16 protein-coding genes are annotated in these 19,236 nt (G+C 39.5%); 15 read left to right on the top strand and 1 reads right to left on the bottom strand.

The annotated features are described in order from the left end of the window. From TJ79_RS10295 to TJ79_RS10245, 11 genes are all read left to right on the top strand, one after another. A partial coding sequence (locus TJ79_RS10295; protein WP_040950219.1) for a WIAG-tail domain occupies positions 1-1,597 on the top strand: 1,597 nt, incomplete at its 5' end. 200 nt (positions 1,598-1,797) lie between these two features. Then, a complete protein-coding gene (locus tag TJ79_RS10290) occupies positions 1,798-2,697 on the top strand; it encodes a glycosyltransferase family 2 protein (RefSeq protein WP_081756824.1) in 900 nt (299 codons plus the stop codon). Between the two features lie 128 nt (positions 2,698-2,825). Beyond that, positions 2,826-3,893, top strand: a complete 1,068-nt coding sequence (locus TJ79_RS25890; RefSeq protein ID WP_052339461.1) for a glycosyltransferase family 2 protein — start codon at positions 2,826-2,828, stop codon at positions 3,891-3,893. 144 nt (positions 3,894-4,037) lie between these two features. Next, entirely contained in the window at positions 4,038-4,232 is a 195-nt protein-coding gene (locus TJ79_RS10280) for a helix-turn-helix domain-containing protein (protein ID WP_052339460.1), read from the top strand. 493 nt (positions 4,233-4,725) lie between these two features. Further along, positions 4,726-6,081 (top strand): reverse transcriptase/maturase family protein, encoded by a 1,356-nt coding sequence (locus TJ79_RS10275; protein WP_040950218.1) that lies wholly within the window; start codon positions 4,726-4,728, stop codon positions 6,079-6,081. A 330-nt stretch (positions 6,082-6,411) separates the two neighbouring features. Continuing rightward, a complete protein-coding gene (locus TJ79_RS10270) occupies positions 6,412-8,187 on the top strand; it encodes a type I restriction-modification system subunit M (RefSeq protein WP_040950217.1) in 1,776 nt (591 codons plus the stop codon). Continuing rightward, positions 8,184-9,473, top strand: coding sequence for a restriction endonuclease subunit S (locus TJ79_RS10265; protein ID WP_040950216.1), 1,290 nt, complete (start codon positions 8,184-8,186; stop codon positions 9,471-9,473). Before TJ79_RS10270 ends, TJ79_RS10265 begins: the two co-directional genes overlap by 4 nt. Before the next feature lie 4 nt (positions 9,474-9,477). Further along, on the top strand, positions 9,478-12,531 hold the full coding sequence (locus TJ79_RS10260; protein ID WP_040950215.1) for a type I restriction endonuclease subunit R: 3,054 nt from the start codon (positions 9,478-9,480) through the stop codon (positions 12,529-12,531). Positions 12,532-12,714: 183 nt separating this feature from the next. Then, the gene (locus tag TJ79_RS10255; protein WP_040950214.1) at positions 12,715-13,470 is read left to right on the top strand and encodes an ABC-three component system protein; all 756 of its coding nucleotides are present in this window, start codon (positions 12,715-12,717) and stop codon (positions 13,468-13,470) included. After that, the gene (locus tag TJ79_RS28570) at positions 13,452-13,706 is read left to right on the top strand and encodes an ABC-three component system middle component 7 (RefSeq protein ID WP_337588939.1); all 255 of its coding nucleotides are present in this window, start codon (positions 13,452-13,454) and stop codon (positions 13,704-13,706) included. Before TJ79_RS10255 ends, TJ79_RS28570 begins: the two co-directional genes overlap by 19 nt. Further along, a complete protein-coding gene (locus tag TJ79_RS10245) occupies positions 13,684-15,297 on the top strand; it encodes a DUF2326 domain-containing protein (protein WP_040950212.1) in 1,614 nt (537 codons plus the stop codon). Before TJ79_RS28570 ends, TJ79_RS10245 begins: the two co-directional genes overlap by 23 nt. A gap of 86 nt (positions 15,298-15,383) precedes the next feature. Here TJ79_RS10245 and TJ79_RS10240 read toward each other — a convergent pair whose 3' ends face one another. Then, positions 15,384-15,767 carry a type II toxin-antitoxin system PemK/MazF family toxin gene (locus TJ79_RS10240; protein WP_052339459.1) on the bottom strand — a complete coding sequence of 128 codons (384 nt, stop codon included), beginning with the start codon at positions 15,765-15,767 and terminating at the stop codon, positions 15,384-15,386. A gap of 207 nt (positions 15,768-15,974) precedes the next feature. Here TJ79_RS10240 and TJ79_RS10235 point away from each other — a divergent pair, with 207 nt between their 5' ends. The 4 genes from TJ79_RS10235 to TJ79_RS10220 all read left to right on the top strand — a co-directional run. Continuing rightward, a complete protein-coding gene (locus tag TJ79_RS10235) occupies positions 15,975-16,583 on the top strand; it encodes a type IV toxin-antitoxin system AbiEi family antitoxin domain-containing protein (protein ID WP_040950211.1) in 609 nt (202 codons plus the stop codon). Then, positions 16,583-16,987: a nucleotidyl transferase AbiEii/AbiGii toxin family protein gene (locus tag TJ79_RS10230; RefSeq protein ID WP_052339458.1), complete on the top strand. Its 405-nt coding sequence runs from the start codon at positions 16,583-16,585 to the stop codon at positions 16,985-16,987. The genes TJ79_RS10235 and TJ79_RS10230 overlap by 1 nt, the downstream gene beginning before the upstream one ends. Positions 16,988-17,463: 476 nt before the next feature. Next, positions 17,464-18,363, top strand: coding sequence for a hypothetical protein (locus TJ79_RS10225; RefSeq protein WP_040950210.1), 900 nt, complete (start codon positions 17,464-17,466; stop codon positions 18,361-18,363). Positions 18,364-18,543: 180 nt separating this feature from the next. Beyond that, positions 18,544-19,236, top strand: a 693-nt coding sequence (locus TJ79_RS10220; RefSeq protein WP_040950209.1) for a tyrosine-type recombinase/integrase, incomplete at its 3' end; no start/stop codon positions are given.

Below are 19,236 nucleotides of genomic sequence, written 5' to 3'. Positions count from 1 at the left end.
TGTAACCACCATTCAAATAGCGGAATTCAGCTTGACGGAGGAGAAGCTGCAAGACGGCAGCATTACGAATAGAAAATTGGCTGACAGCGGTGTGACCACCGATAAATTGGCCCTTGGTAGCGTTACAACAGAACGGCTCGCCGATAGCGCAGTGACAGAAGAGAAGCTTGCGGATGACAGCATCACTGCCGAAAAGCTCCAACTGGGCAGCATCGTTACGGATAAACTGGCGAATAGCAGCATATCCACGGAAAAGTTGAAGGATGGCAGCGTGTCAAGGGAGAAGCTGAAGGATGGCAGTGTGACCCGTGAGAAGTTGAAAAACAGCAGCGTAACCAAGGATAAACTGGCTGAAAACAGCGTAACGGAAGAGAAAATCGCAAACGGCAGCGTAATCGGTGAAAAGCTGGCGATTCATTCCGTGACCAGCGAGAAAATTGCGGACTGCAGCATAACCAATGAAAAACTGGCTGACGGCAGCATTTCCTATGAGAAGCTGGCTTATGGCAGCGTCACTTCGGAGAAATTAGCCGGCGGCAGCGTTATTGGGGAGAAACTGGAGGATCGCTGTATCACGGAAGAGAAGCTGGCGCTTGGCAGTGTTACGAACGGCATCATTGCGGATGGGGCGGTTGGCGGGAACCATATTGGAGAAGGGGTTATCGGGAGCCGCCATGTTGGCAGCGAAGTGATCACCATAAATCATTTGGCTCTAGAACTGCAGCAGATTCTTTCCCAGGCAAGAGAGCTTATCGCAAGCCCGGCCGAAAAGAAGACGATTACGCTTTCCGGAACGGTCCCTTTTGATTTTGCCTCATCTCGCGAAAATACGGAAGTTGTAGCAGCATGGGAAAAGCAATCGGGTTATTCGTTTGTCGCCGTAGGGGTGACAAACAGCCGGTCGTGTTTTGTGACGCTGAAGGAAATCGGCTGCGAAGGTGCAGTCTTTGAAATTGTTCGGCTGCGTAAAAAAGAAGCGATCTCCGGAACGTTAAGCTGGATAGCCATGGGAACTCCATTAACGGCTGAACAGCAGGCGGCCAAGATCAGCCGGGAATATGTTGAACCGCAGCAAATGCTGAGCGCACCGAATGTACTGCTGGCACAGGAAGCTATTGAGGTGCAGGAAGCTATTGAGGTGCAGGAAGTATTAAAGGTGCAGGAAGCTATTGAGGTGCAGGAAGCTATTGAGGTGCAGGAAGTCTTTGAAGCGCAGGAAGTTCTTGAGAACCATGAAGCCCAAGAATTGCAGGTTCCGGTAGATCTGCAGGATCTCGAAGAGCTTCATGCGGTTTTGGAAATTCAGGAACTCGTAGAACTTCATGCGGTATTGGAAGCTGAGGAAATCGAGGAACTCCATGCGGTTTTGGAAGCTGAGGAAATCGAGGAGCTTTATGCGGTATTGGAAGCTGAGGAAATCGAGGAACTCCATGCGGTTTTGGAAGCTCAGGAAATCAAGGAGCTCCATGCGGCGCTGGGTTTACAGGAGGTTCTGGAAGCGCAGGTTGAAGCAATCGTCGATAACAGTTTTGGCTGTGGAGAGGCAATTGTTTCTGACGAGTTTCAGAAGAACGATCCGCTGGATGATGAGCAATAACAGAGGGAGAATTCATATACATGTCCGATTACCCAACTGCCGCAGAATGTTGCGGGGTTGGTTTTTTTTGTTCTCAGGCATAGGCAAGTTTGCTAATTGCGTGTTTGCCGTTACATAACCGGGACGTTCTCATAATATGGGAGAAGAATGCGTTCATGAAAGGAGAGTGCGATATGGCAATGCGTGTACATCGACGGAGAATGCACAACACGCGGGTCGTTCGCAACTCGCCTACTAAGCCCAAGCGCCAATTGCGCCCCCTACTTCAAGCTGGATCTTTTACAGAACAGAAACAACAAGTCCCATCAATAAAAAAACTCCCAGTAAGCCATCCTGCGAAACTCGTGGTTCAACCATCTTCAGACGAACCATTCGTTTCTGTCATAATTCCGGTGCTAAACGAACGGAGAACGCTGGCGCGCGTGATTCACCAGGCTAAACGCGCACATCCATCAACGGAAGTCATCGTCGTCTCCAACGGAACAACCGATGGGTCGGAGGAGATTGCCAGAAGTTTGGGAGCACGGGTCATTCACTTTCAGGAGAATCTTGGCCACGATGTAGGCCGCAGCGTTGGAGCCCGGCACGCTTTAGGCAGCATCCTTTTATTCATAGACGGAGATATCGTAATTCCGGCTGCTAAACTGTCGGCTTTCGTCAAGACGGTACAAAACGGCGTGGATATCGCACTAAACCGTTATCAAGGGCTAGCTCGCACAAGGAAGGTGCATAGCGCCATTATTTCCAAATTCAGCTTGAACCACTTGCTTAACCGGGCGGATCTGAAGGGGGCGTCGATGACGACGATTCCTCATGCGATCAATCGCAAAGCGATGGACATCATTGGCATAGACAATCTGGCAGTCCCCCCGAAAGCTCAGGCTATTGCCTTAACGAACGGACTCCGCGTGGAAATGTCAGCTTTTGTAGATGTAGGCAATCTAAATCCAAGAAAACGCAGAAACATAAAACCAGACCCGGTGGCCCAATTGATTGTCGGCGATCATGTGGAAGCGATACGTTGGGTACTCGATCATATAGGGCCACGAGCAGATAAACCAGATTTGGACAGAAGGATAGAGCAGGTGGTCTTGACATGAGTACGAGAAGAACAAAAGGAAACGGCCTCTCTCATCCTACAAAGTCAGAAATAAAGAAACCCGACCGTCAAAAGACAAAAAGAAAGATTTCCGTTCAGAAGGTTTCTCAAGCCATATCCCCTAGGGTAATGAAGAAGCCAACAACAGCAACCGCAAAAGGCTCCTATGGTATAAAGGGAAGGTATTTTGCTGCATCCGCTTTTAAAGCGGGAGGAATGGCTGCAGAGCGATTTTTGAGTTCGGCTACAGGTGAAGAGCAGTTGGATGGATCGGAATATACTAATCTTAATGAAGCCTGGAATCTATTTTATAGAAGCCAATCTTTCTCCCATTGGCCTAACTCCGCTTATGTAAACGCCTGTCATCAATTCATCAAGGGCTATGGCAGATATTCCGCAACAGGCATCAGTCCCAGCAAGCTGCTCTGGCCGACAGACCGAACAGTTGGATGCGTCATCTGTGCTGTAGACGAAGGAAGTACCTTGAAGCAGCAGCTAGATGAATTGATGAAATTGCCTTTTGAAGAAGTCATTCTCGTGCTGGACGGTACAGATGAGGGTACTCGGCAAATAGGCCAGGATCATCCGCTGGCACCGAAAGTCATCTCCTTCGATGTCTTGCTTGGCTATGATATTGGAAGAGCTATTGGAGCGGAGCAATCCCGGTCGGATATCCTGTTGTTTCTTGATGCCGATATGGTCATCGGTGCGGAAAATCTGCTTCCCTTTATCGATGAAGTGGGAAAGGGGGCGGACGTTGTGCTCAATTCCTTAACTGAACGCATGCCTGTTTTTGCAGATCGGGATTCTGTCTCTATCGTAAAGCAATTTCTTAATCTCAGCATGCATCGTCCCGATTTGGAGGCTGACTCCTTGACTGCCGTCCCTCACGCCATTACACGCAGGGGGTTGGAAGTCATAGGCACAGGAACTCTTGCTATACCTCCTTTGGCTCAGGTGCGGGCGATAATGGGTGATCTTCGGATTGTTCGGGTTTCCAGCAGCGTAAATGTATTTCATTACAACCGGATTCGGTCGAACAATGTCGGCCACGGCAACCCTGCAGAACAGATGATATTGGGTGATCACCTGGAGGCGCTGCATTATGCGACAGAGGCGCATGGACCAAGGATGAGCTATTCCGATTTCAACCGTGATCGAGAAATTGCCTGTAAGGATGGCGAGGAGACGGCTTAACCGTAATGCTGCCCATAAACGGCTATCCCAGTGCCCATTTCTACAGGAACACCGCACCAAGGCTGAGTCCTTCTCATAAACTGAATTTGACTGTATCCCTTTACCTTGTAACTATACAAAACCCGGGCAAGGAGGGGTGACACTTTGAAGGGCAACGAGCATAACAGCAAATTTTTCCTTACGCACCGCGAACGCGAAGTCTTTGAACTTTTGGTTCAGGACAAAACAACCAAGGATATCGCACAGCAGCTATTCATCAGCGAAAAGACCGTACGCAACCACATCTCCAATGTGATGTGGTTTGAAACACACCCAAGAGAGGACGACGGGAAGTATTGATTTTATTGGGTTTTTCGGACTTTACTCATCCGCGTGGTGTTTGTTTCAATAAGAAGAATTTCCTTATTATGATAAGTACGGATAAGAAATGAGTATGTCCTTAAACAACGCAATTTTTTCGGAATATTAACGCTTGCACTATACATTGAATAACCTAGGGACTTGTATTATACTGGAAGAGCAATAACGCCTTATGTATTGACATAAGGGTAAGGGATTGTTGTCAACTGTCTGATTAGCATTCCAATCTGGAATCGGGTCTCGGTTGATAGCTGTTTAGATAGCGTGACTGTGACAAGCCAACTCACAAGCATGAAGTCTAATCCTCCCATCTCCTTAACTATTATAACGTAGTTAAGTATTGAGCGAATTGTTGGGCAGCTGGATTCATTATGTATTTTATAACTGAATGCAAGTCGGGTTATACCTGTCGGCTTAGGGATGCTGCCCCTCATGTCGGCAGGTATTACGCCTTTAATGGGGGAATTATTATATGGACCTTCATGAATGGAAAGAAAAACATAGAGCGAGAAGAGGTCTTGCCCACTTTGATTCAAAAGTATCATTGGATCAAGTTTGGATCTATATCAGTGATCCACGGCGGGTTACAATGCATGGTTTTTACCCGTTCATTCACTATACTCTGTCGTTCCGCAAATATCATGAAGCGAGCGTAGACAAGACTAAAACTAAAACGCGTGAGATTTGTTATTCTGCTCACATAGATCGATACATTTACCAGTATTATGGGTTCAAATTGAATCAATATTATAATTTGTATGTTAAAGATAATGGTACTGATAATGCCGTTATCGCTTATCGAGATAACCTACCTAAAAACAATATTCATTTTGCCAAAAGAGCGATTGATTTTATCAAGAGTAATAATGAATGCTACATTATGATTGGAGACTTTACGAAATTTTTCGATTGTCTGGACCATAGGTATTTGAAGGAAATGCTGTGTCGCTTGCTAGGAGCAGACAAGCTACCATCAGATTATTATGCTGTTTATAAGAACATAACAAAGTATTCTCTATGGAACCGAGATGATCTGTTGGCGCTTAATGGATTTACGAGTAAACGTAAAGATGTTGAGGCGTTCAATAAATTAGAGAGGGCAATTTCCTTAGAACAGTTTAAGGACTTGAAGAAGAAATGTGTAAAGCGAAATAAAAATAGCTTCGGAATACCGCAAGGTTCTGCGATTAGTGCCATTTTTTCCAACATATATATGCTAGATTTTGATAAGCTAATTAACGACTATATAGTTGAGAATCGCGGACTATATATGAGATACTGCGATGATTTTATCATTATTCTACCCAAGAGAACCACGGAACATTTCAAATTGCAGTTTCAACATATTCGTTCTGTGATCGATTCAGTTCCTAAGGTGGAATTGGAATCAGAGAAAACTCAAATATTTGAATATTGTAATGGAACCATTAAGAGTCGCAATGAAGATGTGTTGGGTAATGTGAAAAACGGTAAGGATTTCATGAACTACCTTGGATTCACTTTTGACGGTCGGACGGTTTCGATAAGAGATAAAACGATTTCTAAGTATTATTACAAGCTCTACCGAAAACTAAAGACAGTTGTGCGAACTAATGGTATTACTAAGAAAAGAAACAGAGTAAGTAGTCGGAACATATACGAAAAATATTCGATTAAAGGCGCAGTGGTTGGGAAGAGGCATCAGGACGGAAACTTCATTACATATGTTATGAAGGCAGAGCGTATTTTCAAGGGTGAAAGAGCGGTTGCACTAATAAGGCAGAGACACATGCAGAAGATTAGAAAACAGTTGAAGAAAGTTACTAATGAATTAAGTCCTCACAGCTAGCCTTTTGCGTACAAGAAGGCAAATAATGTTCCTCACTCGAAATGCATATCCGACAAGAAGTTTGAACAACTTGGAATCGCGGACTTATTAAAATATTATATTGTATCTCCACTGAATCGAGAAATCAGATTAGTGGGGATTTTTTATACTTTCCGTCTAAGTGCAGAGTTAATTAGTAATAATACCTAATCGATGAGAACATACACTCACTGACGCAAAACAGCTTTATCTCGAGTATAATTATGATGTCAATTGTCGAATAAAGGACAATAAAGACCAATTGTTGAATAAGTCTAAAGTAGTATTTTTTATGAGAGAGGGATACCAAGAATGTCAGATATTTATTCAAGTATGCAAACAACAGTGAACATTCAAGAAAAATCAACTATGATATGGAACAATGCAAACCATTTAGTAGGACTATATAAACCACATGAATATGGCAAAGTTATTCTTCCGATGACGGTTATCAAAAGATTTCACGATACACTGCTACCAACCAGGGAGAAAGTGCTTGAAACCTACAATAAAGTCAAGAACTTTGAAGTAAAAGATGGCTTTTTGGAAGCTGCATCAGAACTAAGTTTTTATAATGTAAGTCCGTTTACCTTCGAATCGCTCTTGGCAGATGCTTCTCATATCGAAGAAAACTTTCGTGCATATTTAAATGGCTTCTCCGACAATGTGCAGGATGTACTTGCTCATTTTGAATTTGATAAAGAAATTACAAAACTCGCTAATAATAATATCCTTTTTTACATCATTCAGGAGTTCAATAAGAAGTCAAGTTATCTCGGTGCAGACCTAATTACAGCAGTTGATATGGGTTATATATTTGAAGATTTAATCAAAACATTTTCAGAAAGTTACAATGAAGAAGCAGGGGCGCACTTTACTAGTCGTGACATTATATATCTAATGACGGATCTTCTAATTTGTGATGAGAAAGACACATTGTTAGAAGATGGTGTTGTAAAAACTGTATACGACCAAACGATGGGAACATCACAGATGTTAGGTTGTATGGAGGAGCGACTACGCGCATTAGATGCAGATGCGGAAATACGTTGTTTTGGGCAGGAATTCAATCCTGAAACATACGCAATAGCAAAAGCAGACATGATTATTAAGGGAAGTAATGCTGATAATATGGAGTATGGTGATACCCTTTCCAATGATAAATTTTCGGGGTATACATTTGACTATTGCATATCCAATCCTCCATTTGGTATTGATTGGAAGCGCGAGGAAGCTGCCGTGAGGGCAGAAAATAAACTTGGTGATAAAGGAAGATTTGGTCCAGGTCTTCCTAAAATCTCTGACGGTCAAATGCTTTTCATGTTAAACGGAGTTAGCAAGCTTAAAGAATCAGGTAAAATGGCTATAATCCAAAATGGATCGCCACTTTTTTCTGGTGCGGCTGGCTCTGGCGAAAGTGAAATAAGAAGATACTTAATTGAAAATGATTGGCTTGATGCTATTATTCAATTGCCCACAAATGCTTTTTATAATACCGAAATAGCAACCTATATCTGGATCATCTCCAAAAACAAGCCCTCCCATAGAGAAGGTAAAGTACAACTTATTGATGCCTCCAACATGTATGAAGCAAGAAGAAAATCAATTGGTTTTAAGAAAAATGATATATCAGACACTTGCAGAGATATTATTGTGAGGGCTTACGGTGAGTTTCAAAACAAAACTTACACATATGATGAAAAGAACTGTGAGTCGAAGACTATTGATAATATAGATTTTGGATTCAACAAGATAGTTGTGGAAAGTCCAATGTGTGATGATACTGGTAGACCTGTTATGAAGGGCAAAAAGAAGGTTCCAGATACATCTAAAAGGGATACAGAAAGTGTGCCACTGACAGAGGATATTGATGTTTACTTTGAAAGAGAAGTACAGCCATATAATCCTGATGCATGGATAGATAAAAGCAAAACAAACGTTGGATATGAAATACCTTTTACAAGATATTTTTATAAATATGTTCCTCCTGAAAACAGTGAGGACATTGCTTTGAGAATACGCGGTCTTGAACAAAGTATTTCTGCTTCACTTGATAGACTGTTTTCAAAAGGTGGAGTTGAGAAATGAGCGTAGGGATGAACGATAGCGGTATCGAATGGATTGGCGAAATTCCAGATAACTGGAATCTAATGCCAGTAAAAGCAATTTTAATGGAGAGAAATGAAACCAATAATCCTATACAGACCGATTTTATTTTGTCGCTAACTGTAGATAAGGGTGTTATTCCTTACAACGAAAAAACAGGAGGCGGTAATAAAGCCAAGGAAGATTTAACGGCATACAAATTGACTTATCCGAAAGATATTGTATTAAATAGCATGAATATACTCGCTGGTTCTGTTGGGATATCGAAATATTTCGGTTGTGTTAGCCCTGTGTACTATACACTTTACGTTAGAGACGATAGCTATTCGATAGATTATTTTAATAATATTTTCCAAACAAAAGAGTTTCAAGCTAATCTACGTGGGCTTGGAAATGGAATTATGATAAAGGAATCTGGTACTGGAAAATTGAACACAATTAGAATGCGGATATCCATGTCTAAGCTCAATAGGGTAATGCTTCCAGTTCCACCAAAACATATCCAAGAACACATAGCCAACGTTCTCGATAAGAAATGTACCGAGATTGATGAAACTATTGAAAGCACAAGGCTATCAATCGAAGAATATAAGAAGTATAAAAAATCTATTATTACTGAGACTGTCTATAAAGGATTGAAAAATGAGGTAGAACTAAAAGAAAGCGAAATAAACTATATCGGCACTATACCCAAGCACTGGAAGGTTAAAAAAATTAAGAATGTTTTAACGCCTTTAAACAGACCAGTGTTACAAACTGATGATGTTATTACTTGCTTTAGAGATGGAGAAGTTACTCTTAGAAAAAATAGAAGGACAGACGGTTACACCTTTTCAGATACCGAAAAAGGCTACCAGGGTGTTGAAATTGGTGATTTGGTTATTCATGGTATGGACGCTTTTGCTGGTGCTATTGGCATCTCTGACTCACGTGGCAAATGTACACCAGTTGTTCATGTGTGTGAAAGTAAAGAGAACAAAAGATATTATATGTACTTATTAAGAAGTTTTGCATTGAATGATGTGTTTATGGCACTCTCGGAAGGGGTAAGAATTCGGTCAAGTGATTTCCGAAACTGGGATAAGCTGGCTAAGATAATGGTCGTTTCACCGCCACTTTCAGAGCAAAAAGAAATTGCAGATTATTTAGATAGCAAATGCATTGAAATCGATAATCTTATAGTACAAAAACAGAAGGTAATATCGGAACTTGAAACTTATAAAAAGTCTTTAATTTATGAAATAGTAACGGGTAAAAAGGAGGTGTAGAGGTTTGCAGGATAATGAAAAAAGATTTGAGCAAGATATAGAAAGTTTTTTTCTTTCTTCTACGGGTGGTTTTATTAAAGGTTATCAAAATACATACAATCGTGAACAAGCGATTGATATGGAAAGCCTGATTACTTTTCTTGCTACTACTCAGCCCAAAGAATGGGAACGTCAAATTAAGCGTGATGGAGTAGATGCTCAAACTCGCCTTTATCGTTGTTTGCAAACCAATATTGACAGTGAAGGCTTAATCCATGTTTTGAGACATGGGATCATTGACCGTGGTATAAAGTTTAAACTTGCCTTTTTTAGACCAGAGACAAGCCTCAATGATACTGTGATAAAGCAGTACAGTGACAATATATTAACCTGTACTCGCCAGTTTAAGTATTCTACACAAAATGAAAATTCAATTGATATGGTGTTATCTCTAAATGGCATCCCCGTTGTAGCCGTGGAATTAAAGAACCAGCTTAAAGGTCAATCAGTCGATAATGCCAAGAGGCAGTTTATGTATGACCGCGATTCGAAAGAGTTCATTTTCGGATTTAACAATAGAATCCTTGTATATTTTGCTGTTGATCTTTATGAAGTAGCAATGACCACACATCTAAAGGGTAAGGATACTTTCTTCTTACCCTTTAACCAAGGATCTAATGGCGCAGGCGAAATTGGCGGTGCAGGAAATCCTGTAGGTGATGGTGAAGGCTATATCACCTCCTATTTGTGGGAAAAGGTTTTGAAAAAGGATGCCTTAATGGACATACTTCAGAGATATATACACTTGGATGTTTCAGAAACAACTGAAAAAGTGAATGGAAAACGAAAAACGAAAACAAGCAAGAAAATAATCTTCCCACGATATCATCAGCTTGATGTTGTGTCAAAGCTGGCAGCTAACGTTAGAGCAAATGGTAGCGGAAAGAATTATTTAATCCAGCATTCCGCAGGATCAGGAAAGAGTAATTCAATTGCTTGGCTCGCATACCGTCTATCAACCCTTCACGATAAAGACAACAAAAGTGTATTTACTTCTATAATCGTAGTTACTGACCGTCGTGTGCTCGATAATCAACTACAAAATACAATTTCAGGTTTCGATCATATCGATGGAGTAGTTGAAACCATTGACGAAAAGAAGACATCAAAAGATCTGCGTGATGCTATTAATGATGGCAAAAAGATTATTATCACTACGCTTCAAAAATTCCCAGTTATCTATGAAGAAATAGATGACAACAAAGGCAGAAGATTCGCCATTATTGTAGATGAGGCACATTCTTCTCAAACTGGTAATAGCGCTAAGAAGTTAAAGGCTGCTCTCGCTGATGTAGAAGAAGCTTTGAAAGAATATGCTGAAATTGAAAACCAAGCAGAATCCGAAGTAGAAGATACTGAAGATCAGCTTGTAAAAGAATTGATTACACACGGTAAGCACAAGAATTTATCGTTCTTTGCTTTCACTGCTACCCCAAAAGAAAAAACTCTTGAAATGTTTGGCGAAAAGCAAGTCGATGGCACCTTCCGCCCTTATCATGTTTACAGTATGCGACAGGCTATCGAGGAGGAGTTTATTCTTGATGTGCTTAAGAACTATATGACTTATAAGACTTGCTTTAAGATTGCCAAGAATACACCTGACAACCCCGAGGTTCCAGCGACAAAGGCGGTTAAAGCGGTTCGCAGATACCAGGAGTTGCATCCGCATAATCTACAACAAAAAACAGCTGTAATGATAGAACATTTTAGAGAGATAACAAAGAATAAAATTGGTGGAAATGCAAAAGCAATGGTGGTTACCGCATCTCGTCTTCACGCTGTTCGCTATTATCACGAATTTAAGCGATATATTGAAAAAAACAAGTATGACGAGATTGATATTCTTATTGCCTTTTCAGGTGTAATTAATGATCTCAACGAGTATGGTGAAACAGTTGCCTATACAGAAGAAGGTATGAACAAACGATCAGATGGCTCAACGATAAAAGAAAAGCAGTTACCAGAAGAATTTCATCATGACTTCAACTGCTTAATCGTTGCTGAGAAGTATCAGACTGGGTTTGACGAGCCACTACTTCACACAATGTTTGTCGATAAAAAACTGGATGGAGTAAAAGCAGTACAGACTCTATCAAGACTGAACCGTACTTGCCGCGGCAAAGAGGATACTTTTATATTGGACTTTGTGAATTCTGCAGAAGATATGAAAAAATCCTTCTCCCGCTTTTACGAAGCCACCATCCTTGATGAAGAAATAAATATCAACCTTATCTACCAAACACAAAGTTTGTTGCGTAAATTTAAACTTTACAATGATGCTGACATTGAGAGTTTCATCAAAATTTACTATAAGAATGGTCAGCAGACAGATAAAGACCTTGGCAAAATGACTGCCCTATTAAAGCCAGTCGTAGATAGATACAACAACCTTGATGTAGAAAAACGTTATGAATACCGAATGACAATAAGGAATTTTAACAAGTGGTATTCTTATATTGCACAAGTTGTAAGGATGTTTGATAAGAGCCTCCAAAAGGAATTTACATTTACTTCTTATCTTGCGAAAATGATCCCCAAAGAAAACGATAAGAAGATTAATTTGGAGGACAAGCTGCGCTTAGAATTTTATAAGCTTGAGGAAACATTTAAAGGGGATATTGCCCTAGAAACCAATTCGCAGTATCAGACTCTATCAAATCCGAAAAAGTTCGTTCCCGAGTCTATAATTATTAGTGATGATGAACTTTTGGAGAACATCATTAGAAAAATTAACGAGCGGTTTAATGGTACTTTTTCAGAAGGCGACAAGGTTATCGTAGAAACAATTTATAATAAAGTCGTAAAGGATAATAATAAGCTTAAGACTTATGCGAAAAATAACGACGCTGAAGTATTTGAGCGAAGTATCTTCCCTGATATCTTCAAAAAAATTGCACAGGAATGTTATATGGAATCAATGACTTCATTCTCGAAATTATTTGAAGACAAGAAGTTTTATAATTCTGTGATGGAAGAAATCGCAAGGGAATCGTACAAAGACCTACGTAGTGAGAAATAACGAACCGCTATTTTGAATTGAACTAGGAGTATATGCTCCTAGTTTTTCTTTGTTTTAGGCTAAATCCATTTATGTTACAAGAAGATTTTGGAAGGAATAAACTGGAATTGTGTCGAATTCTTTATACATGATTCGACTTTAATGTAATAGATAATACGAAGTGAATTGCGGGTGATCGACAATATGGATGACAACAGGCGTGAATTTAGTCCGAATGAAAAAATGCTCTTATTCAATGAAGTCGGTGGATACTGTCCTAATTGCACGGATGAACTTACACATAAGAAGAAAGGCAGGATATATAAGTCCTTCGAAGTAGCACATATTTATCCCGCCAACCCGTTACCAAATGAAGTAGAATTGTTGAAACACGAAGAGAGATTGTCTGACGACGTTAACGATTTAAAAAATGTAGTTGCTGTTTGTTCAAAATGCCATGGACGTTTTGATAATCCTCGTACAGTTGAAGAGTATCGGAAATGGGTTAAGTTGAAAAAAGGGCTTCTTCAAGATGCACAACTCAGAAGCACATATTATATGTTTAACATTGAGTCTGATATTACTGTTGTACTAGAAAAGCTACAAAACATCGACGGTGAGACTTCCCCTTTAAGTTATGAGTCTTTAAAAATCGATGAAAAAACAAATGATACCCTTCCGTTCATTATCAAACGCAAAATTAAAAACGATGCTGTAGATTATTTCGATTTCATTAAAACTGTATTCATAACGATGGATCACGTCACTCCACATAAATTTGACACCCTAGCTTCACAAGTTAAAAGTTTTTACTGGAAATGCATGCAGACAGATACCAATCAAGAATACATATATAATGCACTTGTAAAGTGGCTTTACGAAAAAACAGATCGATTTTCTATTAGAGCAAGTGAAATCGTAATCGCTTATTTTGTCCAGGATTGCGAGGTGTTTTCTTGATACTACCCAACAAGTTAATACCATTTAAGGATAGTGTTATATCTAAAATAGCCCATGTATTGGATGTTTTGACTGTCACAGATGACAGTGTGGAGAGACTATTTGAGAAGACCTCTCATAATTTTGAAGATGTCAACCAATTCATATTGGCATTAGACGTATTGTTCGTTCTTGAAAAAATCGAAATTGATGAGGAACTGAAGGTGATACGATATGTTAAAGCAAATCACTTGTGATAAGTTTGTTGAACAACGTGTGGTCTTCCATAAAGGTTTGAATGTTGTAGCTGGTGATGAGATAGCTTCCAACTCTATTGGTAAGTCTACAATGTTGATGATTATAGATTTTGTTTTTGGTGGTGACGACTATATAAAGAAAAATCATGATGCTGTCGAGAACTTAGGTCACCACGACTTTAAATTTTCGTTTATTTTTGGCAAGGATGAATACTTCTTTTATCGCACTACCGCAGAGTATAAATTTGTAACGATATGCGATAAGAATTTTACAGCGCAAGATACTATTAAAGTTGAAGAGTATACGAAGTTTCTTCAGGAAAAGTACGGCTGTCAGATTGAAGAATTATCTTTCCGTAACATTGTAGGAAGATATTTCAGGATTTATGGGAAAGAAAACCTGAATGAAAGAAAACCAATTCAATATTTTGAAAAAGAGAGACAAAGGGACTCTATCGTTGCATTGGTGAAGCTGTTCAATAAATACAAAGAAATTGCTGGATTCGAAAAACAAATTACCGAGTTAACTGAGGGGAAAAATGTATTAGCGGCAGCTGCGAAAAAAGATTTTGTCCCTAATATTGGAAAAAGTGTTTTTGGGCAAAATGAGAAAAAAATTGAAGCGCTTAATGTTGAACTTACAAAACTGAAAGAGAGCATAGTTAGTGCTGCAATTGATATTGAAGCGCTTGTCTCAAAGGATATTCTTGATCTTAAAAAGAGAAAAAGCAGCTTGGTAACACAAAAAAATGTATTTGAAAGCCGTTTGAAGAGGACATTAATAAACATTGAGAATAAGAACATTAATGCAGTTTCAGAATTGGAACAATTGATTGAGTATTTTCCAGATTTCAATGTTGAACGTGTGAAAATGGTTGATAATTTTCATGCATCTATCACCTCTATTCTGAAAGAGGAACTAAGGAATACTGCAAAAGAAATTAATATGCAGCTATCTATATTGAATAATGAAATCGCAGATATTGATAAACTTATGGGAGAAAAGCTCAGCATTAAAAATGCACCCAAATACACGATTGAAAAAGTTGTTGAAGTTGCATCTCAAATAAAACAACTTGCGGATGAAAATGGATTTTATACAAGGAAGAAGAATATAGACGGTTCCCTGAAAACTGCAAAAGAAGACTTGGATACCTACAAAGAAGCAATTTTGGCTGAGATATGCAGCCAAATTAACATTAGAATGAGTAATTTAAATAAACTAATCTATTCGGATAATAAACGTTCGCCTACCTTAACAATCCAAGGTGATAGATATACATTCAATACATTCGGAGATACTGGCACTGGTACTGCTTTTGCAAACCTAATAACTTTTGATTTAACTCTCTTGGAATTAACGTGCTTACCAGCGGTGGTACACGATTTACCGCTTTTGAAGAATATTGAAAACCTTGCACTTGAGAATATTGTGGAGATATATGATAAGAGCGATAAACAAATATTTATTGCGATAGATAAAGTTAATTCGTATAAGAAGGAAACAGAGCAAATAATATCTGAAAGAAAAGTCTTACAACTAACGAAAGATAAAATTCTGTTCATTAAGAATTGGAAAAAAGATGTGTAAACACTTGAATAGGTAAACCGAGCATCAAAATTTTTATCAATGTTCAGCTAAGAAGCAAAAAGAAGCCGCGCGGGCTTCTTTTTGTTTTAATAAAATCCAAGGCTGATTAAAACAGATTTCTCAATATTTCTAAATTCCTCGGTAGCGAAGTCAATTTTCCCAATGAATTTTGTAAGGCATGCTTTGTCAATCGTTTGTATTTGCTCACATAATACGAATGAATCGTATAGCAATCCAGCGGTTCCTTCTTTCAAATGAACATGAGTAGGTAATGGTTTGTTTTGTCTGGACAAAGGGGCAATTAATGTAGTGGTTGAGAAACGATTGCCCACGTTGTTTTGTAGTATAATCACTGGACGATAATTGGACTGTACAGATCCCCTATCTGCTGGTAAATCACATAAATATATTTCTCCCCGCTTGATCCCTTTTTCTATGCCAGATTGCAACAAATCAATAATTTGTGCCATCGCAGTACCCTCTCTTTAAAAATAAAGTAATGCTAAATGGTATCATCGAAAGAGATATTTTCAAAACTCAATATTGTGGGTCATGTACTGCATCTACGTCTAAGTGCAGAACTTTTGGTAAACAATGCAGGAATAGAAAGGATATCAACGAATAAGTAACTAAGGCATTTGGATGAATATAGAAATTGAATTGTTGGTGGTGAAAACGTGGATATTGAGATCAAATCAAAAGTGGATTCGATATTCCAGAGTCAGAATGGAATTGCCCGAACACGAGATTTTTTAAACGCTGGGATCACCCCATACTATATTAAAAAACTGGAGTCACAAGGTGATATCGTTCGAGTAAAACAAGGTTTCTACCGACATGCTGGGTTTAGTAATGGTACAGCAGACGAGATTGTTGAAGTCAGTAAATTGGTTCCTAAAGGGGTCATCTGCTTGTTGTCCGCTCTCTCCTTCCATGAGCTGACGACTTTTAATCCGTGGGAGTACCAGATTGCCATACATCGCGGCAGCAAGAAGCCTAAGCTTCCAGACTATCCCCCCATCAAAGTAGTTTATTTGGCGGATACACAATATAACCTTGGGGTAAGCGAAGTCCGTGTTGAAGGAACATTTGTCAGAATATATGACCGAGAGAAAACGATCTGTGATATTGTCAGGTATCGTGAGAAGCTAGGCATTGACCTCATGAAAGAAGGACTGAGAAATTACCTTCACTCACCAGAGAAAAATATAACAAAACTAATTGCTTATGCAGATCAATTAAGGATCAGGACGGTGCTACAAAAGTATTTGGAGGTACTTGTCTAATGAGTGAAATTAAAAATATCCCTGCATCAGTCTCCGAACGATTAAAGAATATCGCCAGAGAATCAGGAAAGGCATTTGACTCGTTGATTCTTCTCTACTTTCAAGAGAGATTCTTATACCGATTATCCATTTCCGATTACAAGGACAATTTTATACTCAAAGGCGGATTGTTTCTGTTTTCCCAAACGGGGTTCAAATCCCGTCCTACGAAAGACGTTGATTTCCTTGCTAAGCAAATCGTGAATGATCTGGAGAAGCTTCGTGACTCATTCGTCGGCATATGTTCAATCGTGATTCCGAATGATGGCGTAACTTTTCTTGTAGATGAGATGACAACTGAACGAATCAAGGAAGATGCTGATTATGAGGGCGTACGCGTTAAAGTGACAGCGTTGCTTGGATGAATTCGGAAGGTGCTACAATTTGATATTGGTTTTGGCGATGTAGTCGTGCCAAAACCGCAGTTGATCCATTACCCTGCACTACTTGATATGGAAATTCCCGAGATACAAGCTTATTCTAAGGAATCTGTCATTTCATATGGTCCAAGCCAGAAGTAAAAACATGACGTTATTCTGATTCGAAAAAAGTTTTCTGCAACCTATTGACATCGGTTCATCGCCTATTATAAGATAGCAACAATTAAATATCGGATAGAGTTGAGTCATTCAACGGGGCGCGAAAGCGTCGTACGAACTTCGAAAGAGGTTTGTTGGGAGCCAGGTGTAAATCATATTATTACACCTCTGCTTCCCTATTGGATGGCTCGACTTTCGGTAAGAGGGTCCCTTCAATCGGAGGGACTCTTTTTTGTCCCAAGTACATTGAAAATAGCATAAGCAACAAAAACAAAACCACAAAACTATGGAGGTTGACTATTATGTCACAACAAAAAATAAACGAGATGAACCACAAAGCAATTGATTTTAGTATTCAAAGCAGTGTAATTACAATTAACGACTATGAAGGTCTTATAATTGAATCTAATATAATAGAACGCTCATTTATGGAAGCACTGCAGCTCGCGGTCGATTTAATCAAGGCAGAGTCCGTGTATTCGGTAGAAATAGTCAGTACAGAACGACAATCTTTGTTTTCCTTCGAGAAGGATTACATGAACGGCATAGGTAAGGAGATCCTCTTACATGACAATGAGCTTTACAAGTGGCAGGATTACTTTTCAAGGGAAGAACTTAAGCAAAAATTAGCTGTCATTCGAATCAATGTTTTTATGTTTCCGAGTAAGCACTTTGATACATTGCTTAATACGGATCATCTTACTTTTGAGGGATTTATCTCATTCCTTGATGAGAACCCGTCGCCATTAATTAAACCAATACCAGGATTCAAGAACGGTCCGATAACCGTTCAAGATTGGTTGGAGCTAATCAATAATGATCAGATTGACTATAGAATAAATGAACTGCATCTAGAGCAGTACGATATCCATGACTATTTTGAACTCGAAGGTATAGTAGATCGTGAGGAAATCATTGATCTTTCACAAAGTGTTGAACATGATCTTAGCAGATTAACAGCGGTATCCTATATAGAACCCGAAAGTAATGATGACTTTGAAATGGTTGTTAGTTCAGAATTCACAACAACAGAAATTGCATGGAAGTGGAGTTACGATGATCTATATTATCGTGAAATGCGCTCTCCATTTGAAATTGATGAAAGATACTTTGTGGGTTGTGTTAAGCTCACATTGAATGACTTGAAGAAAATTGCGGATTTCAAAACCGCTGAGGAAGTTATTCGTTACTTGAAGAAGTAATCATAATGGCAGATGTATGAGTTCAAGAACTCGGCATCTGCCTTATATTTTTTTGCTAGGTAACCGAATTTGGACTCTATTACCTTTCATGCTATAACAGGATACAGAAATCAGAATCAGAGTATCGCTCGCAACAAAATATTAGGTTGCAGAATGTCGAAAAGAATGGAGACTGCCTGAATGGACTTCACCCTATATCTCAGACAACAGGAAGTACGTCCCAATACAATTGCTTCTTACAATGCTACTGTCATGGAATATCAATTATGGCGCTCGGCATTGCCAGATGACCAAGAGGCGAATATTACACAGCTGCTTACATTGGAATTCAAATCTTACTTGAAGACCGTCAAGCATAACCATCCCAAGACAATCAATAAAAAGCTGGCGGGACTTCGCAAATGGATTCAGTATCTGACGACAATCGGTCAACTGCCTGAGCCAATTCACGTCAAAGATGAAGCGTTGTCTGATCTTGAACGGCAAAAGGAACCCAAGTACCTCGACCGCGATCAAATACGGGAAATTCGCAAAGCCATCGAAAAAGAACCAAATGAGTTCTTACGTTCTCGCGACCGCTGTATGATCTATTTAATGCTGTACATTGGTCTGCGGCAAGAAGAAATGCTGAATATTCAATTAAGCGACCTCGTGCGAACGCCAGGCAAACAGAAAATTATCATTCGGCAAGGTAAAGGTGGATATTATGGCGAGCTAGCATTGGAAAGTACTGAGCTTCGCAAAGCAATTGACGATTGGGTTAGAGTAAGAGCTATTAGCCGATTTGCAGACAGCCTGTACTTATTTGTAAGCCGTAAAGCCCCGCATGCAGGGAAACGGTCCGCTGTTAAGATGGTAGAACGAGTGCGCAAA

This window comes from Gorillibacterium massiliense, assembly GCF_000455485.1.
GTDB classification, from domain to species: domain Bacteria; phylum Bacillota; class Bacilli; order Paenibacillales; family NBRC-103111; genus Gorillibacterium; species Gorillibacterium massiliense.
This window is presented reverse-complemented; position numbering and strand designations above follow the sequence as displayed.